The following is a 14,613-nucleotide window of genomic DNA, read 5'->3' as shown; positions in this document are numbered from 1 at the left end:
TTTCTCTGCATTCATATTTTTTCCAGTTTGAATGTCATCAAAAACCGACAAACGATGCCGGAGTGGCGATTTGGCAATAAAGGAGAAATTCGATCGTGATCAATATGTGAAATGCGGCCCCGGTCTCCAATTCCTGTCACCAGAATCTGGTACACGCCGCTCTTGACAGAGTGGGATGCCACCGAATGACGGTCCCTGCAGCCGCTCTTGGGCATCTTTCGTCGCTTTCGACGATGCGGACGGTGGCGTCGCAGCGCCAAGATGCCTGCCAGCACCAACTGGCCGCCCTGGGCAGCCGAAGGAGACAAAAAATGGCAGGTCCGCTCCAAGGGCTTCGGGTGATCGAGATGGCAGGCATCGGCCCGGGGCCGTTCTGCGCCATGCTGTTCGCGGACATGGGTGCCGAGGTCATTCGCATCACGCGGCCCGGCACCCCGATCGACCCCAACGACATCCTCGCGCGCGGGCGCAGTACCTTGTCCGTCGATCTGCGGGCCGAGGGTTCGACGCAGCAGGTGCTGGACATCGTGGCCAGCGCCGACGTGCTGATCGAGGGCTTTCGCCCCGGGGTGATGGAGCGCCTCGGACTCGGGCCGGCGCCGTGCCAGGCGCGCAACCCCCGCCTGGTCTACGGCCGCATGACGGGGTGGGGGCAGCACGGCCCGCTGGCGCAGGCCGCGGGGCACGACATCAACTACATCGCGATCAGCGGCGCGCTGCATGCCATTGGCCGCGCGAACGAAGGACCGGTTCCGCCGCTGAACTACGTGGGCGACTTCGGCGGGGGTGCGATGCTGCTGGCTTTCGGTGTGCTGAGCGCGCTGTACGAGTCGCAGCGTTCGGGCCGTGGCCAGGTGGTCGATGCCGCCATGACCGACGGTGCTGCCCTGCTGTCGGCCATGCTCTACGGCTTCAAGGCGGCAGGCCAGTGGAGCAATCAACGCGGCGAGAACCTGCTCGATGGCGGCGCCCACTTCTACGATACGTATGCCTGCGCCGACGGCAAGTACGTGGCGGTGGGCGCGCTCGAGCCGCAGTTCTATGCCTTGCTGCGCGAACGCTGCGGCATTGCCGACGACCCGGCCTTCGACGCGCAGATGGACACGGCCCGCTGGCCCTTGCTCAAGCTGCGCATGGCCGACGTCTTTCGCACCCGCACGCGCGACGAATGGTGCGTGCTGCTCGAAGGCAGCGATGCCTGCTTCGCGCCCGTGCTCGACTGGGACGAGGCACCTCTGCATGCGCACAACGTGGCGCGTGGCACCTTCGTCGATGTGGATGGCGTCGTGCATCCGGCACCGGCGCCGCGTTTCAGCCGCACGCCGCCAGCCACGCCGTTGGCCGCGGGTGCGACCGGTCTCGAAGACGGTGCGGCGCTGTTGCGGCGCTGGGCCGAGGCGGGTCGTTCTTGCCCCCCTGAGCGCGCCAACCCATGAACCTCTACCTCACACAAACCCTGCAGCGCGCGGTGCAGCTCAACCCCGACGCCACGGCCACGCTGTTTCGTGGCCGCAGCCGCAGCTATGGCGAACTCGGCCAGCGCGTGGCTCGGCTGGCGGGTGCGTTGCATCGCCTCGGCATGAAGCGGGGCGACCGGGTGGGCATGCTCGCGCTCAACACCGACCGCACGCTCGAGTACTACATGGCCGTGTGGTGGGCCGGCGGCGTGGTCAACCCGGTCAACACGCGCTGGAGCGCGAACGAGATGGTGCATTCGCTCGACGACTGCGGCACCGCGATCCTCTTCGTTGACGACCAGTTCCTGCCGCTGGTCGACACCCTGCGGACCTGTTCGAAGGCGTTGCGCACCTGCATCTACATGGGCGAGGGCCGGGCGCCGGCTGGCATGGCCGACTGGGAGACGCTGCTGCAGGACAGCGAGCCCGTGCCTGATGCGCTGCGCCAAGGCGAGGACCTCGCCGGCGTGTTCTACACCGGTGGCACCACGGGCCGCCCCAAGGGCGTGATGCTGAGCCATTCGGCGCTCGCCCTCAATTCGCAGATCTCACTGCTCAGCGCTTACTTCGACGAGCGCGAGCGGCTGTTGCAGGTGGCGCCGCTGTTCCATCTGGCCGGCCTGTCTTTCTTGCTGCGCGGCGTGGTCATGGGGTGCACGCAGGTCATCGTGCCGGGCTTCACGGTCGATGCGGTGCTCGAGGCGATCGAACGCGACCGCATCACCCATCTGATGGCCATACCGGCGATGCTGCAGGTGCTGGTGGACGACCCACGCACCGCAGCGGCGGACCTGTCGAGCGTGCGGTTCGTCGGCTATGGCGCATCGCCGATCACCGTGCCCTTGCTCGAGCGTGCCTTCGCCATGTTCCCGCAGGCCGAATTCGTGCAGGGCTACGGGATGACCGAGCTCTCCGCGGGTGTGAGCTACCTCACGAGCCGCTATCACACGCCCGAGGGCCGCCAACTCGGCAAGCTTGCCTCGGCGGGCCAGGCGCTCGCTGGTGTCGACATCCGCATCGGCGACGGCGAAGGCCGCGAACTGCCGCGGGGCGAGGTCGGCGAAATCATGGTGCGCAGCCCGTGCGTGATGCAGGGCTACTGGAATCTGTCCGAACAGACAGCCGCGGCGCTGCGCGACGGCTGGATGCACACCGGCGACGCCGGCCGCATGGACGCGCAGGGCTTTGTCTTCATCGTCGACCGGTTCAAGGACATGATCGTGAGTGGCGGCGAGAACGTCTACTGCGCCGAGGTCGAGGGCGCGCTGGCGGGCCACCCCGAGGTGGCGGCGGTCGCCGTCATCGGCGTGCCCAGCGCCAGCTGGGGCGAGAGCGTGCACGCGGTGGTTGTGCGCAGGCCGGGCGCCACCGCGGACGCCGAAGCGCTCATGGCCCACTGCCGAACGCTGATCGCGGGCTACAAGTGCCCGCGCAGCATCGAGTTCATCGAAGCCCTGCCGATCTCGGGCGCCGGCAAGGTCATGAAATACAAGCTGCGCGAGCCGCACTGGGCGGGGCAAGAGCGTCGCGTGGGCTGACGAGGAGACAAACAACCATGATCCTGACCCAACCCCTGCACAAGGGCCGGCGCGAGAGTCCCGATGCAACGGCCGTGGTCTGCGGCGACACGCGCCTGAACTTCGGCCAGTTTGCCGAACGCGCGTCACGGCTGGGCGCCGCGTTGCAAGCGCTCGGCATGGCGCCGGGCCAACGCATTGGCATGTTGAGCCTCAACTCGCACCGCTTTGTCGAGTACTTCTTTGGCGTGTGGTGGGGTGGGGGCGTGGTCAACCCCGTCAACATCCGCTGGAACCCCAAGGAGATCGCCTACTCGCTCGACGATTGCGACACGCGCATCCTGCTGGTCGACGACACCTTCGTCTCGATGGTGGCCGCGCTGCGCACGCTTTCAACCTGCTTGCGCACGGTGATCTATTGCGGCGACGGACCGGTCCCCGATGGCATGCTGGGGTATGAGCTTCTGCTGGCCGGCAGCACGCCTGGCGAGGACGCACCGCACAGCGCCGACGAGCTCGCTGCCATCATGTACACCGGGGGCACCACAGGCCGCCCCAAGGGCGTGATGCTCACGCACGGCAACCTCTACATCGACGCGCTGGGTTCGATCGCGGCGCTGCCGCGCACGGCGCACAAGCCCGCGATCGTGATCACGACGCCGATGTTCCATGTGGCGGGTTGCGGCCTGTCGATCCAGGCCGTGGTGCGGCTGGCTCCGCAGTATGTGCTGCCGATGTTCGACGAGTTGGCGACCCTGCAGGCCATCGAGTCGTCGCGCGCGACCGAGACCTTCCTGGTGCCGACGATGATTCGGCGGCTGATCGAGCACCCGCGCTTTGCCGAGTTCGACCTGTCGAGTCTCGACCTGATGGTCTACGGCGCCGCACCCATCGATGTGCCGCTGCTGGAGAAGGCGATGCAGGCCATCCCGCGCGCCGGCTTCGCGCAGGCCTATGGCATGACCGAACTGGCGCCCACGGTGGCCTTGCTGCCGCCGCGCTGCCATTTGCCCGGACCCGACCGCGAGCGGCTGTTGCGGTCGACCGGCAAGCCCTTGCCGATGGTGGAGATCCGCATCGTCGATGCCGAGGACAACGAGGTGCCCGCGGGCCAGGTCGGCGAGATCGTGGCGCGCGGGCCGATGGTCATGCGCGGCTACTGGAACAAACCCAACGAAACCGAAGACGCGCTGCGCGGCGGCTGGATGCATACGGGGGATGGCGGCTACATCGACGCCCAGGGCTTCCTGTACGTGGTCGACCGCATCAAGGACATGATCGTCAGCGGCGGCGAGAACGTGTATTCGGCGGAGGTCGAGAATGCGATCGCCCAGTTGCCCGAGGTGCTGATGTCGGCCGTGATCGGCGTGCCCGACGACAAGTGGGGCGAGCGGGTGCATGCGGTGGTGGTGCTGCGCCCGGGCGCAGCGCTTGAGGCCGACGCGCTGATTGCCCACTGCCGCAGCCAGATCGCGGGCTACAAGTCGCCGCGCAGCGTGGAATTCCGCGATGCCCTGCCGCTGTCGGCCGCGGGAAAGCTGCAGAAGTTCCAGTTGCGCGAGCCCTACTGGGCTGGCCGCCAGCGGCGTGTCAACTGACGGCTGGCTGCCTCATACAAGACAAGGAGATACCTGCATGCCCATCGATTTCCGACGCTCGTGGAGCGACGAGGACCTCGAGCTGTACCGCGACAACGTGGTTCGTTTCATCGAGGCCGAAATGGTTCCTCATGACGAAGCCGCGCGCCAGCGCGGCAACGTCGGCCATGGCATCTGGCGCAAGGCGGGCGCGCTCGGCCTGCTGTGCGCCGACATCCCCGGGGCCTACGGCGGCGGTGGCGGCGACTTCCGCCATGAGGCCGTCTTCTACGAGGAAATGTCGCGACGCGGTCTGACGGGCATGAGCACCGCCGTGCACACCATCGTGGCGCATTACTTCCTGAACCACGGTACCGAGGCGCAAAAGCAGAAGTACCTGCCGCGCATGGCGCGTGGCGAACTGGTCAGTGCCATCGCCATGACCGAGCCGGGAGCGGGCTCCGACCTGCAAGGCATCCGCACGCGGGCTCAGAAGGACGGCGACGGCTACCTCCTCAACGGCTCGAAGACCTTCATCACCAACGGTTTCCTGGCCGAGGTGGTGCTGGTGGTAGCCAAGACCGACCCCGCACTGGGCGCCAAGGGCACGTCGATCCTCATCGTCGAGACCGAAGGCCGCTCGGGCTTCCGGGTGGGCCGCGTGCTCGACAAGATCGGCATGAAGGCGCAGGACACCTCGGAACTCTTCTTCGACGATGTCCGTGTACCCGCCGACGCCGTGCTCGGCGGTGCCGAGGGGCAGGGCTTCTTCCAGCTGATGGGCGACCTGCCGTACGAGCGCACCATCATCGGGGTGACCGCCCTGGCCACGATGGAGGGCGCCTACCAGGCGACGCTGGACTACGTGCGTGACCGCAAGGCCTTTGGCAAGCCGATCGCCGAATTCCAGAACACCAAGTTCAAGCTTGCGGAGATCGCCACGCAGATCAAGGTGGGCCGTGCCTTCATCGACCGCTGCGTCGAAGACCTGGTGGCTGGCAAGCTGGACACCGCCACGGCGTCCATGGCCAAGCTCTGGGGTTCCGAGACACAGGGCCGTGTGCTCGACGAATGCCTGCAGTTGTTTGGCGGCTATGGCTACATGAACGAGTACCTGGTGGCGCGCATGTACGCCGATGCGCGGATCCAGCGCATCTACGGCGGCACCAGCGAGATCATGAAGGAGGTGATCTCTCGTGCGCTCTGAAGCCCTGACGCAGGAACCGAACGACCTGGGCCGCTGAACGGCCCCAAGGAATCTTCTTTCATGACCCTCGACGATCTGATGTACAAGCCCGGTCTGCTGGCCGGCAAGCGCTACCTGGTGACCGGTGGCGGCAGCGGCCTGGGCCGCGTGATGAGCGAGGCGCTGCTGTTGCTGGGCGCCGAAGTCTACATTTGCGGCCGCCGCGCGCCGGTGCTCGAACAGACCGCGGCCGAACTCACGTCCGCGCACGGCGGCCGCGTGATTCCCAAGGCCTGCGACATCCGCCAAGAGGCGCAGATCGGCACCCTGCTCGACGAGATATGGGCCGACGGCGGCGCGCTCGACGGCCTGGTCAACAACGCCGCGGGCAACTTCGTCAGTCGCACCGAAGACCTGTCGCCGCGCGCCTTCGATGCCATTGCCAGCATCGTGTTTCGCGGCAGCTTCTGCATGACGCTGGACTGTGGCAAGCGCTGGCTGGCCGAGGGCAAGCCGGCTTCGGTGCTGTCGATCCTCACGACCTGGGTCTGGAACGGCTCACCCTTCACTGTGCCCTCGGCCATGTCGAAAGCGGGGCTGCATGCGATGACCCAGTCGCTGGCCGTCGAATGGGCCGGACGTGGCATCCGCTTCAACGCGATTGCGCCGGGCCTGTTCCCGACCGAGGGGATGAGTGCGCGGCTGAACCCGGGCGGCGGCGAACACAAGGCCGACCGAAACCCGATGGACCGCAACGGCCGCATGCCCGAGCTGGCCAATCTCGCAGCTTTCCTGCTGGGGCCGGGCTCCGAATACGTCAACGGCCAGACCATCGCCATCGACGGCGGGCAGTACCAGGCGACCGGCGGGAACTTCTCGCGCATGGCCGAATGGACCGATGCCGACTGGCGCCGCGCACGCGAGAAAATCGCCGAGCGGGACGCCACCGACCGACGCCAGCGGCTGGCCTGAGCCGCGCCGCAGCAGGCCGCAGGAGGAACGCCTCAACGGATCACGCCGAGCTTGCGTGCAATGGCGACTGCCTGCGTGCGGCTCTTCGCGTCGAGCTTCATGTTGATGTTGCGCAGGTGGGTGCGCACGGTGCTGTCGGAGACGAACAGCTTCTCTGCCATCGCGTTGTTCGAGTAGCCCTCGGCCAGCAACTGCAGCACGCGGATCTCCTTGCGCGTGAGCGTTTCGGCGCCGTAGTCGTTCGCTGGGGCCTCCGCGCTCGGCGCCGCCATCGGACCCAGGGCCTGCAGCAGGCGTTGCAGGTATTCGGCAAGGATCGGGTCGTTGCGTGCGTCGGCCGCTGCCTCCAGCGCCGCAGTCGCGTAACGCTGCATCAGCAGGCCGACGGCCGGGCCCTCGTCGAGGATCAATCGCATGAAGCCTTCCTGGCTCGCGGTCTGCAGCACCCCACCGATCTCTGCGATGGCCGCGGCTGCGTCGCCCCCGCGTTGCAGGGCCAGCGCACGCAGCACGCGCAGTTTGAGCGCACGCCGGCTGCGGGCAGCGGCCTGCGCGGCATGCAGTTCGGCGTCCAGCACCGTGAGCGCGGCGCGCGCGTCACCGAAGCGGATGTCCCAGCGGGCGCGTGCCAGTGCGAGGTATTCGAGGTCGTGCGCGGGCAGGCGTTGACGGCGCTCGCGGTCCCAGAGTGCGGGATCGTCGGCGCGTGCCAGCTCATCGCGTGCAGCGGGGCCGTTGCCTTGCAGCAGCAGCACCCGCGAGCGCTCGAGCTTGGCACCGGCCACCACGCGCGGCAACTGGCGGTGGTGTCCGAGGTATTCGAGTTCGGTCAACGCCTGGAAGGCGGCGTCGATGTCGCCCGTGTAGAAGGCAATGCGCGAGCGCATCACATGGCTCAGGATCATGTGGTCGGGCAGGCCCACGTCGCGTGCCAGCGGCAGGTACACGTTGAGCAGGTGGTCGGCCTGCAGCAGCTGGTTGGCCTCGTACACCACGCCTGCATACAGCACGCCGGCCCAGGCATTGCCGTGGCTGTGGTTGTACGACACCGCATGCGTCGAATCGACGGCCATGCGAAAGCGCGCCGTCGCCTGTCGCAGCCGGCCGCCGTGCAGGTCGAGCATGCCCTCCTGCGATTCGGTGTACATGCGGTTGAAGGTGCTGTGGCCCTGGCGGCTGCGCGCCGCGTCGAGCAGCCGCTGCGACTCGTGCTGGTCGCCCACCACCGAGATGATGTTGGCCATGGCGTTGAGCAGCGCGGTATCGGCAAAGGGCAGGCCCGTCGGCAGGTGGGCCAGGCTTTCGCGGCCGGCCTCGTAGGCCTCGTCGTAACGGTCCTGCATGGCCAGCAGCAGCGGGATCAGCGTGCGCGCGCTGGCGCGCACTTCGGGGATGGGGCTGTCGGCGCAGCCCGACTCCTCGAGCTTCTGGATCGCATCCCAGGGGCCGAAGGTGAAGCTGGCGGCCCAGAGTGCGATGAGCTGCAGGAAGGGGTGTTCGCGCAGCTGGTGAGGGGGAATCGCCGAGAACCAGCGCGACAGCATGCGCATGCGGCCCTGCTCGAGAAACGCTTCGGCGTAGCTGTCGAGCAGCGTGAGCGCATAGGGATGGTCGCCGCCCTCGATGGCGTGATCGATCGCCGGCACCGGACGGCCTTGCGACTCGTACCAGCCCGAGGCCGCGAGATGCAGACGCGTGAGTTCGTCGGGCTGCTCGCGCGCGAGCTGTGCGCGCAGGAAGTCGGCGAAAAGGCTGTGGTAGCGCCAGGCCGGCACCTCGCTGGTCACTGGCGTGATGAACAGGTTGGCGGCGGCCAGTTGGTCGAGGATGGCGGCACAGTCGGCGCGTGGGTTCAGCGCCTGGCAGACCGAAGCGTCGAGTTGCCGCAGGATGCTGGTGCGCAGCAGGAAGTCGCGGATCTCCCGCGGTTGGTGCGCGAGGACGTCCTCGGCCAGGTAGTCCGCCACCGATCGGTCGGAGCCGGAAAAGCGCTCGACGAAGCCGGTTTCCAGTCCGTGCCGCTCGAGCGCCATCGAGGCCAGCCAGATCGCCGCGACCCATCCCTCGGTCTTGCGGTGCAATTGCTGGAGCATGTCATGGGGCAGCGCCTGGCCGGCGCGCCGGCCAAAGAAGGCGCTGGTCTCCTCGATGTTGAAGCGCAGGCGATCGGTGTCGAACTCCAGCAGCTGGCCGCGCGCGCGCAGCCGGCCTGCGCCGAGGTCGGGCAGGCTGCGTGTGCCGATCACGAGACGGCCGCGGCGCGGCAGCTGCTCGATGATCTCGCGCACCAGGCCCAGGACCGCAGGCTCCTGCACCACCTCGAAGTCGTCGAGGAAAAGCGTGAACGGCGCGTCATGCGCGGCCAGCGCGGCCACGGCATCCAGGGCGACGTCGGCCGGCGGCCCGTCGACGCCCAGGCGCTGCACGGCTTCACCCAGGCAGAGCAGGAAGCGGGGCACGTCGTTGTCGGCCCGATCGAGGGTGAGCCACGCGGTGGCCACGCCATCGGCTTCCACGCGCTCGCGGCACTGCGCCATGACGGTCGTCTTGCCGAAGCCCGCAGGCGCCCGCACCAGCACCAGCTTGACCACGGCGGCGGCCATCTGTTCGCTGATCGCCGTGCGCAGCACCTGGGTGACGACGGTGGCCGGCGGGCTGAGCTTGGTTTCGAGAATGCGGGCAGACGTCGAGGGCATTGCGGTGGCGCTTGAAAAGCGAAGGGTCGTCGATCAGTGCGACTTCGCCAGGTGATTCTGCCGCCGAAACCGGCGGTTCAAAACCCAGGAAACCCTTGGCGTCCGCCGCCAGGACGCTCGCTGATTCGTCGCTTCGGACGATGCCGGTTCGCAGATCCGGTCCCTAAACTTTTTGTCAGGGCGCGCGCGACGACGTCGTCTGAGCCTGCTCCGTTCTTCTTTTCCTTCAAGGACTTCCGATGCAACTCGATTCCAGCATTGCCGCCGTCATCACCGGCGGTGCCTCCGGCCTCGGCGCGGCCACCGCACGGCGACTGGCCAGCCATGGCGTGAAGGTCGCGCTGTTCGACCTCAACGCGGCGCAGGGCGAGGCCCTGGCGGCCGAACTCGGTGGCGTGTTCTGCCAGGTCGATGTGACCTCCGACGAGCAGGTCGACGCGGCCTTCGCCAAGGCCCGCGCGGCCCATGGCCAGGAGCGGGTGCTGGTCAACTGCGCGGGCACCGGCAATGCCGTCAAGACGGCCAGCCGCGACAAGGCCTCTGGCGAGGTCAAGCATTTTCCGCTGGCCAACTTCGACCGCATCATCCAGATCAACCTGGTGGGATCCTTCCGCTGCATCGCCAAGTCGGCGGCGGGCATGCTCACGCTGGAGCCCGGTGTCGACGGCGAGCGCGGTGCCATCGTCAACACCGCCTCGGTCGCGGCGCAGGACGGGCAGATCGGCCAGGCCGCGTACAGCGCGTCGAAGGCCGGCATCGTGGGCATGACCCTGCCCATCGCACGCGACCTGATGGCCGAAGGCATTCGCGTCAACACCATCCTCCCGGGCATCTTCGATACGCCGCTGCTCCAGGGCGCGCCCGACAACGTGAAGGCCGCGCTCGCGGCCTCGGTGCCGTTTCCGAAGCGGCTGGGCAACCCGGCCGAGTACGCCACGCTGGCCGAACTGATGATCACCAACGGCTACTTCAACGGCGAGAGCGTGCGCCTGGATGGCGCGATCCGCATGTCGCCGCGCTGAACCGTTGCCGGCCGGGGCGCGGGGTGCCCGGCCGGCGGCTCAGGCGCCGTCGCCGATCGGCGTGCCCACCGGCACCCATTTGGCGCCGTCAAAACGCTGCAACTGCATGCGGCGAAAACCCGTGTAGTCGTCGGGCTTGAAGCTCAGCGTCACGCCGGGCACCAGCATCGGCGCGGCGTAGTCGGTCAGCGTGGTCATGCGCTTGAGCACCTCCTCGCGCGTCGGGTTCGGGCCGGCGGCACGCAGCACATGCACCAACGTGTTGTTGGCGACATAGGCGTAGACGTTGCTCATGTTGCTGACGTCGCCCTTGGGGTAGTACTTCTTCATCCAGGCCAGCCATTCGAGGTAGTCGGGGTCCTGGTGCCAGCGCGTGTCGGTCGGGTCCTTGATCACGGTCGCGGTGAGGATGCCGACCGATTTCTCCAGCCCGGCATTTGCGAGCGTGGGCGAGACCGCGGCGGAGATGTAGCTCAGGTAGATCTGCGGCTTCCAGCCGAGGTCATGGATCTTGCGAATCGCCTGGCTGGTCTGCTTGGAGAGAGTGCCCATCACCAGGGTGTCGACACCCGCGGCACGCAGCGCGACGATCTGCGAATCGACGGTCGGATCGGTGACCTCGTAGCTCTGCTCGGCCACCACCAGCCTGGCGGCCTGTGCGCCCAGGCCGGCCTTGACACCGCGCAGGTAGTCCTTGCCGAAGTCGTCGTTCTGGTAGAGCACGCCAACCTTGGCATCGGGCGTGTTGCGCAGGATGTGCGTCGCATAGGTCCGTGACTCGGCGTAGTAGGAGAGCAGGCCCGGCACGGTCCATGGCGTCTTGTCGGGGGTCTGGAACACATGCGAGCCCGACATCACGAACAGCTGCGGCACCTTCTTCGCATTGAGGTACTTCTGCACTGCCGCGTTGGCTGCCGTGCCTTGCGAGCCGAACATCAGGAACACCCCTTCCTGCTCGACCAGCTTGCGCGTCTGCTCGACCGTTTTCGACGGTGTGAAGGCATCGTCGAGCGCCATGAGCCTGAGTTTGCGGCCATGGATGCCGCCTTCGTCGTTGACCTTGGCAAAGTAAGCCTCGATCGCGAAGCCCGCGCTGCCGTAGGCCGAGGCTGGGCCGCTGAAGGGCTGGGTCGAGCCGATCAGGATTTCGGTCGGCGTGATGCCAGGTTCGGCCGCGTGCAGCGACGAACAGGCAAAGGTCGTGCCCACCAGGGCGGCGATGAAGTGGCGTCTGAGCGGCATGGTCTGTCTCCGTCGCTCCTTGGAAAGTGGAGCGTGCGGCAGTGTTCGTGCCGCCGGTATGTGCGCACATCGTCGAAAGCGACGAAATCGCGGAGGCCGGTGATTCGCCGTCGGGGTCCATATCCGCGCGCCCACGCAGGCTGGTTCCAAAATCGTCCGTTCCGACGACGCTGGCTGCAGGCCCCGCGCGAACAATGCCCAGGCTGCCTACTTTCGAAACTGGAGAACCGTCATGTCCGAAGCCTATATCGTCGCCGCCGCCCGCACCGCAGGGGGCCGCCGCAACGGCCGTCTTTCCGGCTGGCATCCTGCCGACCTGGCTGCGCAGGTGCTCAACGCGCTGATCGCGCGCACCGATGCCGATCCGGCGTTGATCGAGGACGTGATCATGGGCTGCGTCGGGCAGGCCGGCGAGCAGTCCAACAACATCGCGCGCAACGCGGTCATGGCCTCGTGCCTGCCCGAGTCGGTGCCCGCGACCTCGGTCGACCGCCAGTGCGGCTCGTCGCAGCAGGCGCTGCACTTTGCGGCCCAGGCCGTGATGTCGGGCGCGATGGACATCGTGATCGCCGCCGGCGTGGAGAGCATGACGCGCGTGCCGATGGGCACTCCCAGCATCCTGCCGTACAGGAACGGGCTTGGCTCCTATGTGAGCCCGGGCATGGCCGCGCGCTACCCTGGCGTGGAGTTCAGCCAGTTCACCGGTGCCGAGCAGATCGCCGTCAAGTACGGCCTGTCGAAGGAACAGCTCGACGCCTACGCGCTGCACAGCCACCAGAACGCGATCGCCGCGACGCGCGGTGGCCGTTTCAACGACGAGATCGTTCCGGTCGCCGTGCGCATGGCCGATGGCAGCGAGACCGGAGAGATGCACGTGGCCGACGAAGGCATCCGCTACGAGGCGACGCTGGAGAGCATCGCGGGCGTCAAGCTGATCGCCGAGGGTGGCCGCTGCACCGCGGCCACGGCAAGCCAGATCTGCGACGGCGCGGCCGGCCTGCTGGTGGTCAACGAGCGTGGCCTCAAGACGCTGGGCGCGAAGCCGCTGGCACGCGTGCACCACATGACCGTGATCGGCCATGATCCGGTGATCATGCTCGAGGCCCCGATCCCCGCCACGCAGCGCGCACTGCAGAAGGCCGGCATGAAGATCGACGACATCGATCTCTACGAAGTCAACGAGGCCTTCGCGCCCGTGCCGCTGGCCTGGTTGCAGACGCTGGGTGCCGATCCGGCCCGCCTCAACGTGCATGGCGGCGCGATCGCACTGGGTCATCCGCTGGGCGGCTCCGGCGCCAAGCTCATGACCACGCTGATTCATGCGCTGGGCCAGCGTGGCAAGCGCTATGGTTTGCAGACGATGTGCGAGGGCGGAGGACTGGCCAACGTCACGATCATCGAGCGGCTCTGACAAGAGAGCGCCCCATGGCCCATGACAGCGATCGCGCGGACCCACCCCTGCTGCACATCGACGGTGTTTCGGTACGCTTTGGTGGTGTCGTGGCGCTCGACGGCGTGTCCTTCGACGTGCAGCGCGGGCAGATCTGCGGCCTGATCGGTCCCAATGGGGCAGGCAAGAGCACGCTGTTCAACTGCCTGTCGCGTCTGTACGAATGCAACGCCGGCCGGATCACCTTCGACGGCCATCCGCTGTCGACGATGCCGCGCCACCGCATGGCGGGCATCGGCATCGGCCGCACCTTCCAGAACCTGGCGCTGTTCCGCACGATGAGCGTGCGCGAGAACGCGTTGGTGGGCTGCCACAGCCAGCACCATGTGGGTTTTCTGCGTAACGCGTTCCGCCTGCCGGGTGCAGCGCGCTCGGAAGCGCAGGCGCAGGAACGCGCCCAGGCATTGATCGATTTTCTCGATCTGGGCGACGTGGCCGAGCGTGTCGTGGCCGACTTGCCTTTCGGCACGCAAAAGCGGGTCGAGCTCGCGCGCGCACTTGCGTCCCGGCCCCAGTTGTTGCTGCTGGACGAGCCGGCTGCCGGACTCAACCACGAGGAACTCGAGAGCCTGGGCGTGCTGATTCGCGACATCCGCGACCGCCTCCAGGTCACCGTGCTGCTGGTCGAGCACCACATGGGTCTGGTGATGGGCATCTCCGACAAGGTGGTGGCGCTCAACTTCGGCAGGAAGATTGCGGAGGGCACACCGGCGCAGGTGCGGGCGCATCCGGAAGTCATCCGTGCATACCTGGGTGCGGACGAGGAGGTGACCGCATGAGTTCCCTGCTCGAAGTGCGCGGCCTGCGCGCAGCCTACGGCGCAACGCGCGTGCTGCAGGGCATCGACCTCGACGTCGCCAGCGGCGAAATCGTGGCGTTGCTGGGCGCCAACGGCGCTGGCAAGACCACCACGCTGCGCGCCCTGTGCCAGGCGATGGTGTCGACCGAAGGCGGCATCCTGCTGGCAGGGCAGCGCATCGATGGCCGGTCGACCGAGCAGATTGCAAAGCTGGGCGTGGGCCATGTGCCCGATGGTCGCGGCACTTTCCTGGGCCTGACCACCGAGGAGAACCTGCGGCTGGGCGCCTATGCACGCACCAGCCGGGTCGGTGCCGACGCCGACATGGAGCGCATCTACGGCTACTTCCCGCGCCTCAAGGAGCGCCGTGTGCAACAGGCCGGCACGCTCTCGGGCGGTGAGCAGCAGATGCTGGCCATCGGCCGCGCACTCATGGGCCGGCCACGGCTGCTGCTGCTCGATGAGCCTTCGTTCGGGCTGGCGCCTCTGATCGTCAAGGACATCTTCTCGATCATGCGGCGCATCAACCAGGAGGAGCGCGTAGCGATCCTCCTGGTCGAGCAGAACGCGCGTCTCGCGCTCGACCTGGCCGAGCGTGCCTACCTGCTGGAGACAGGGCGTGTCGTTCTGTGCGGGCCCTCGAACGACCTCCGCCATGACGACGCCATTCGGCGCGCTTATCTGGGTGAATGACG

The 14,613-nt window shown here is 67.4% G+C and carries 11 protein-coding genes; 9 read left to right on the top strand and 2 right to left on the bottom strand.

Annotated features, from left to right (window positions below; all coding sequences use genetic code 11):
- Positions 1-311 precede the first annotated feature (311 nt).
- Genes J2W36_RS16615 through J2W36_RS16595 form a run of 5 tightly spaced genes read left to right on the top strand, consistent with a single transcriptional unit; the run spans position 312 to position 6,709 of the window.
- Complete coding sequence (locus J2W36_RS16615; protein WP_307690869.1) at positions 312-1,436, top strand: CaiB/BaiF CoA transferase family protein; 1,125 nt, start codon at positions 312-314, stop codon at positions 1,434-1,436.
- On the top strand, positions 1,433-2,995 hold the full coding sequence (locus J2W36_RS16610) for a long-chain-fatty-acid--CoA ligase (RefSeq protein WP_307690868.1): 1,563 nt from the start codon (positions 1,433-1,435) through the stop codon (positions 2,993-2,995). The genes J2W36_RS16615 and J2W36_RS16610 overlap by 4 nt, the downstream gene beginning before the upstream one ends.
- 17 nt (positions 2,996-3,012) lie before the next feature.
- A complete protein-coding gene (locus J2W36_RS16605) occupies positions 3,013-4,572 on the top strand; it encodes a long-chain-fatty-acid--CoA ligase (protein WP_307690867.1) in 1,560 nt (519 codons plus the stop codon).
- Between the two features lie 37 nt (positions 4,573-4,609).
- Positions 4,610-5,758, top strand: coding sequence for an acyl-CoA dehydrogenase family protein (locus tag J2W36_RS16600; protein WP_307690866.1), 1,149 nt, complete (start codon positions 4,610-4,612; stop codon positions 5,756-5,758).
- A 60-nt stretch (positions 5,759-5,818) separates the two neighbouring features.
- Complete coding sequence (locus J2W36_RS16595; RefSeq protein WP_307690865.1) at positions 5,819-6,709, top strand: SDR family oxidoreductase; 891 nt, start codon at positions 5,819-5,821, stop codon at positions 6,707-6,709.
- Positions 6,710-6,741: 32 nt separating this feature from the next.
- Here the strand turns inward: J2W36_RS16595 and J2W36_RS16590 are convergent, their stop codons facing one another.
- Positions 6,742-9,405, bottom strand: coding sequence for a winged helix-turn-helix domain-containing protein (locus tag J2W36_RS16590; RefSeq protein ID WP_307690864.1), 2,664 nt, complete (start codon positions 9,403-9,405; stop codon positions 6,742-6,744).
- Positions 9,406-9,644: 239 nt separating this feature from the next.
- Between J2W36_RS16590 and J2W36_RS16585 the strand changes: the two genes are divergently transcribed.
- On the top strand, positions 9,645-10,427 hold the full coding sequence (locus tag J2W36_RS16585; protein ID WP_307690863.1) for an SDR family NAD(P)-dependent oxidoreductase: 783 nt from the start codon (positions 9,645-9,647) through the stop codon (positions 10,425-10,427).
- A 39-nt stretch (positions 10,428-10,466) separates the two neighbouring features.
- Here J2W36_RS16585 and J2W36_RS16580 read toward each other — a convergent pair whose 3' ends face one another.
- Positions 10,467-11,669 carry an ABC transporter substrate-binding protein gene (locus tag J2W36_RS16580; protein ID WP_307690862.1) on the bottom strand — a complete coding sequence of 401 codons (1,203 nt, stop codon included), beginning with the start codon at positions 11,667-11,669 and terminating at the stop codon, positions 10,467-10,469.
- A gap of 232 nt (positions 11,670-11,901) precedes the next feature.
- Here J2W36_RS16580 and J2W36_RS16575 point away from each other — a divergent pair, with 232 nt between their 5' ends.
- From J2W36_RS16575 to J2W36_RS16565, 3 genes are read left to right on the top strand one after another with little or no spacing between them, the layout of a single operon-like run.
- Positions 11,902-13,080, top strand: coding sequence for an acetyl-CoA C-acetyltransferase (locus J2W36_RS16575; RefSeq protein WP_307690861.1), 1,179 nt, complete (start codon positions 11,902-11,904; stop codon positions 13,078-13,080).
- Between the two features lie 14 nt (positions 13,081-13,094).
- Positions 13,095-13,898 (top strand): ABC transporter ATP-binding protein, encoded by an 804-nt coding sequence (locus J2W36_RS16570; RefSeq protein ID WP_307690860.1) that lies wholly within the window; start codon positions 13,095-13,097, stop codon positions 13,896-13,898.
- Positions 13,895-14,611, top strand: a complete 717-nt coding sequence (locus J2W36_RS16565; protein WP_307690859.1) for an ABC transporter ATP-binding protein — start codon at positions 13,895-13,897, stop codon at positions 14,609-14,611. Before J2W36_RS16570 ends, J2W36_RS16565 begins: the two co-directional genes overlap by 4 nt.
- Positions 14,612-14,613: the final 2 nt, after the last annotated feature.

Origin of the sequence: Variovorax ginsengisoli, assembly GCF_030811835.1 — a bacterium.
Lineage (GTDB): Bacteria > Pseudomonadota > Gammaproteobacteria > Burkholderiales > Burkholderiaceae_C > Variovorax > Variovorax ginsengisoli_C.
The sequence above is the reverse complement of the archived record's forward strand: the minus strand, read 5'-3'. Positions and strand labels throughout refer to the sequence as shown.

What these genes read in the sequence shown, in the direction of transcription:
- J2W36_RS16615 (WP_307690869.1), top strand. Translation starts at nt 312, where the DNA reads ATGGCAGGTCCGCTCCAAGGGCTTCGGGTGATCGAGATGGCAGGCATC.
- J2W36_RS16610 (WP_307690868.1), top strand. Translation starts at nt 1,433, where the DNA reads ATGAACCTCTACCTCACACAAACCCTGCAGCGCGCGGTGCAGCTCAAC.
- J2W36_RS16605 (WP_307690867.1), top strand. Translation starts at nt 3,013, where the DNA reads ATGATCCTGACCCAACCCCTGCACAAGGGCCGGCGCGAGAGTCCCGAT.
- J2W36_RS16600 (WP_307690866.1), top strand. Translation starts at nt 4,610, where the DNA reads ATGCCCATCGATTTCCGACGCTCGTGGAGCGACGAGGACCTCGAGCTG.
- J2W36_RS16595 (WP_307690865.1), top strand. Translation starts at nt 5,819, where the DNA reads ATGACCCTCGACGATCTGATGTACAAGCCCGGTCTGCTGGCCGGCAAG.
- J2W36_RS16590 (WP_307690864.1), bottom strand. Translation starts at nt 9,405, where the DNA reads ATGCCCTCGACGTCTGCCCGCATTCTCGAAACCAAGCTCAGCCCGCCG.
- J2W36_RS16585 (WP_307690863.1), top strand. Translation starts at nt 9,645, where the DNA reads ATGCAACTCGATTCCAGCATTGCCGCCGTCATCACCGGCGGTGCCTCC.
- J2W36_RS16580 (WP_307690862.1), bottom strand. Translation starts at nt 11,669, where the DNA reads ATGCCGCTCAGACGCCACTTCATCGCCGCCCTGGTGGGCACGACCTTT.
- J2W36_RS16575 (WP_307690861.1), top strand. Translation starts at nt 11,902, where the DNA reads ATGTCCGAAGCCTATATCGTCGCCGCCGCCCGCACCGCAGGGGGCCGC.
- J2W36_RS16570 (WP_307690860.1), top strand. Translation starts at nt 13,095, where the DNA reads ATGGCCCATGACAGCGATCGCGCGGACCCACCCCTGCTGCACATCGAC.
- J2W36_RS16565 (WP_307690859.1), top strand. Translation starts at nt 13,895, where the DNA reads ATGAGTTCCCTGCTCGAAGTGCGCGGCCTGCGCGCAGCCTACGGCGCA.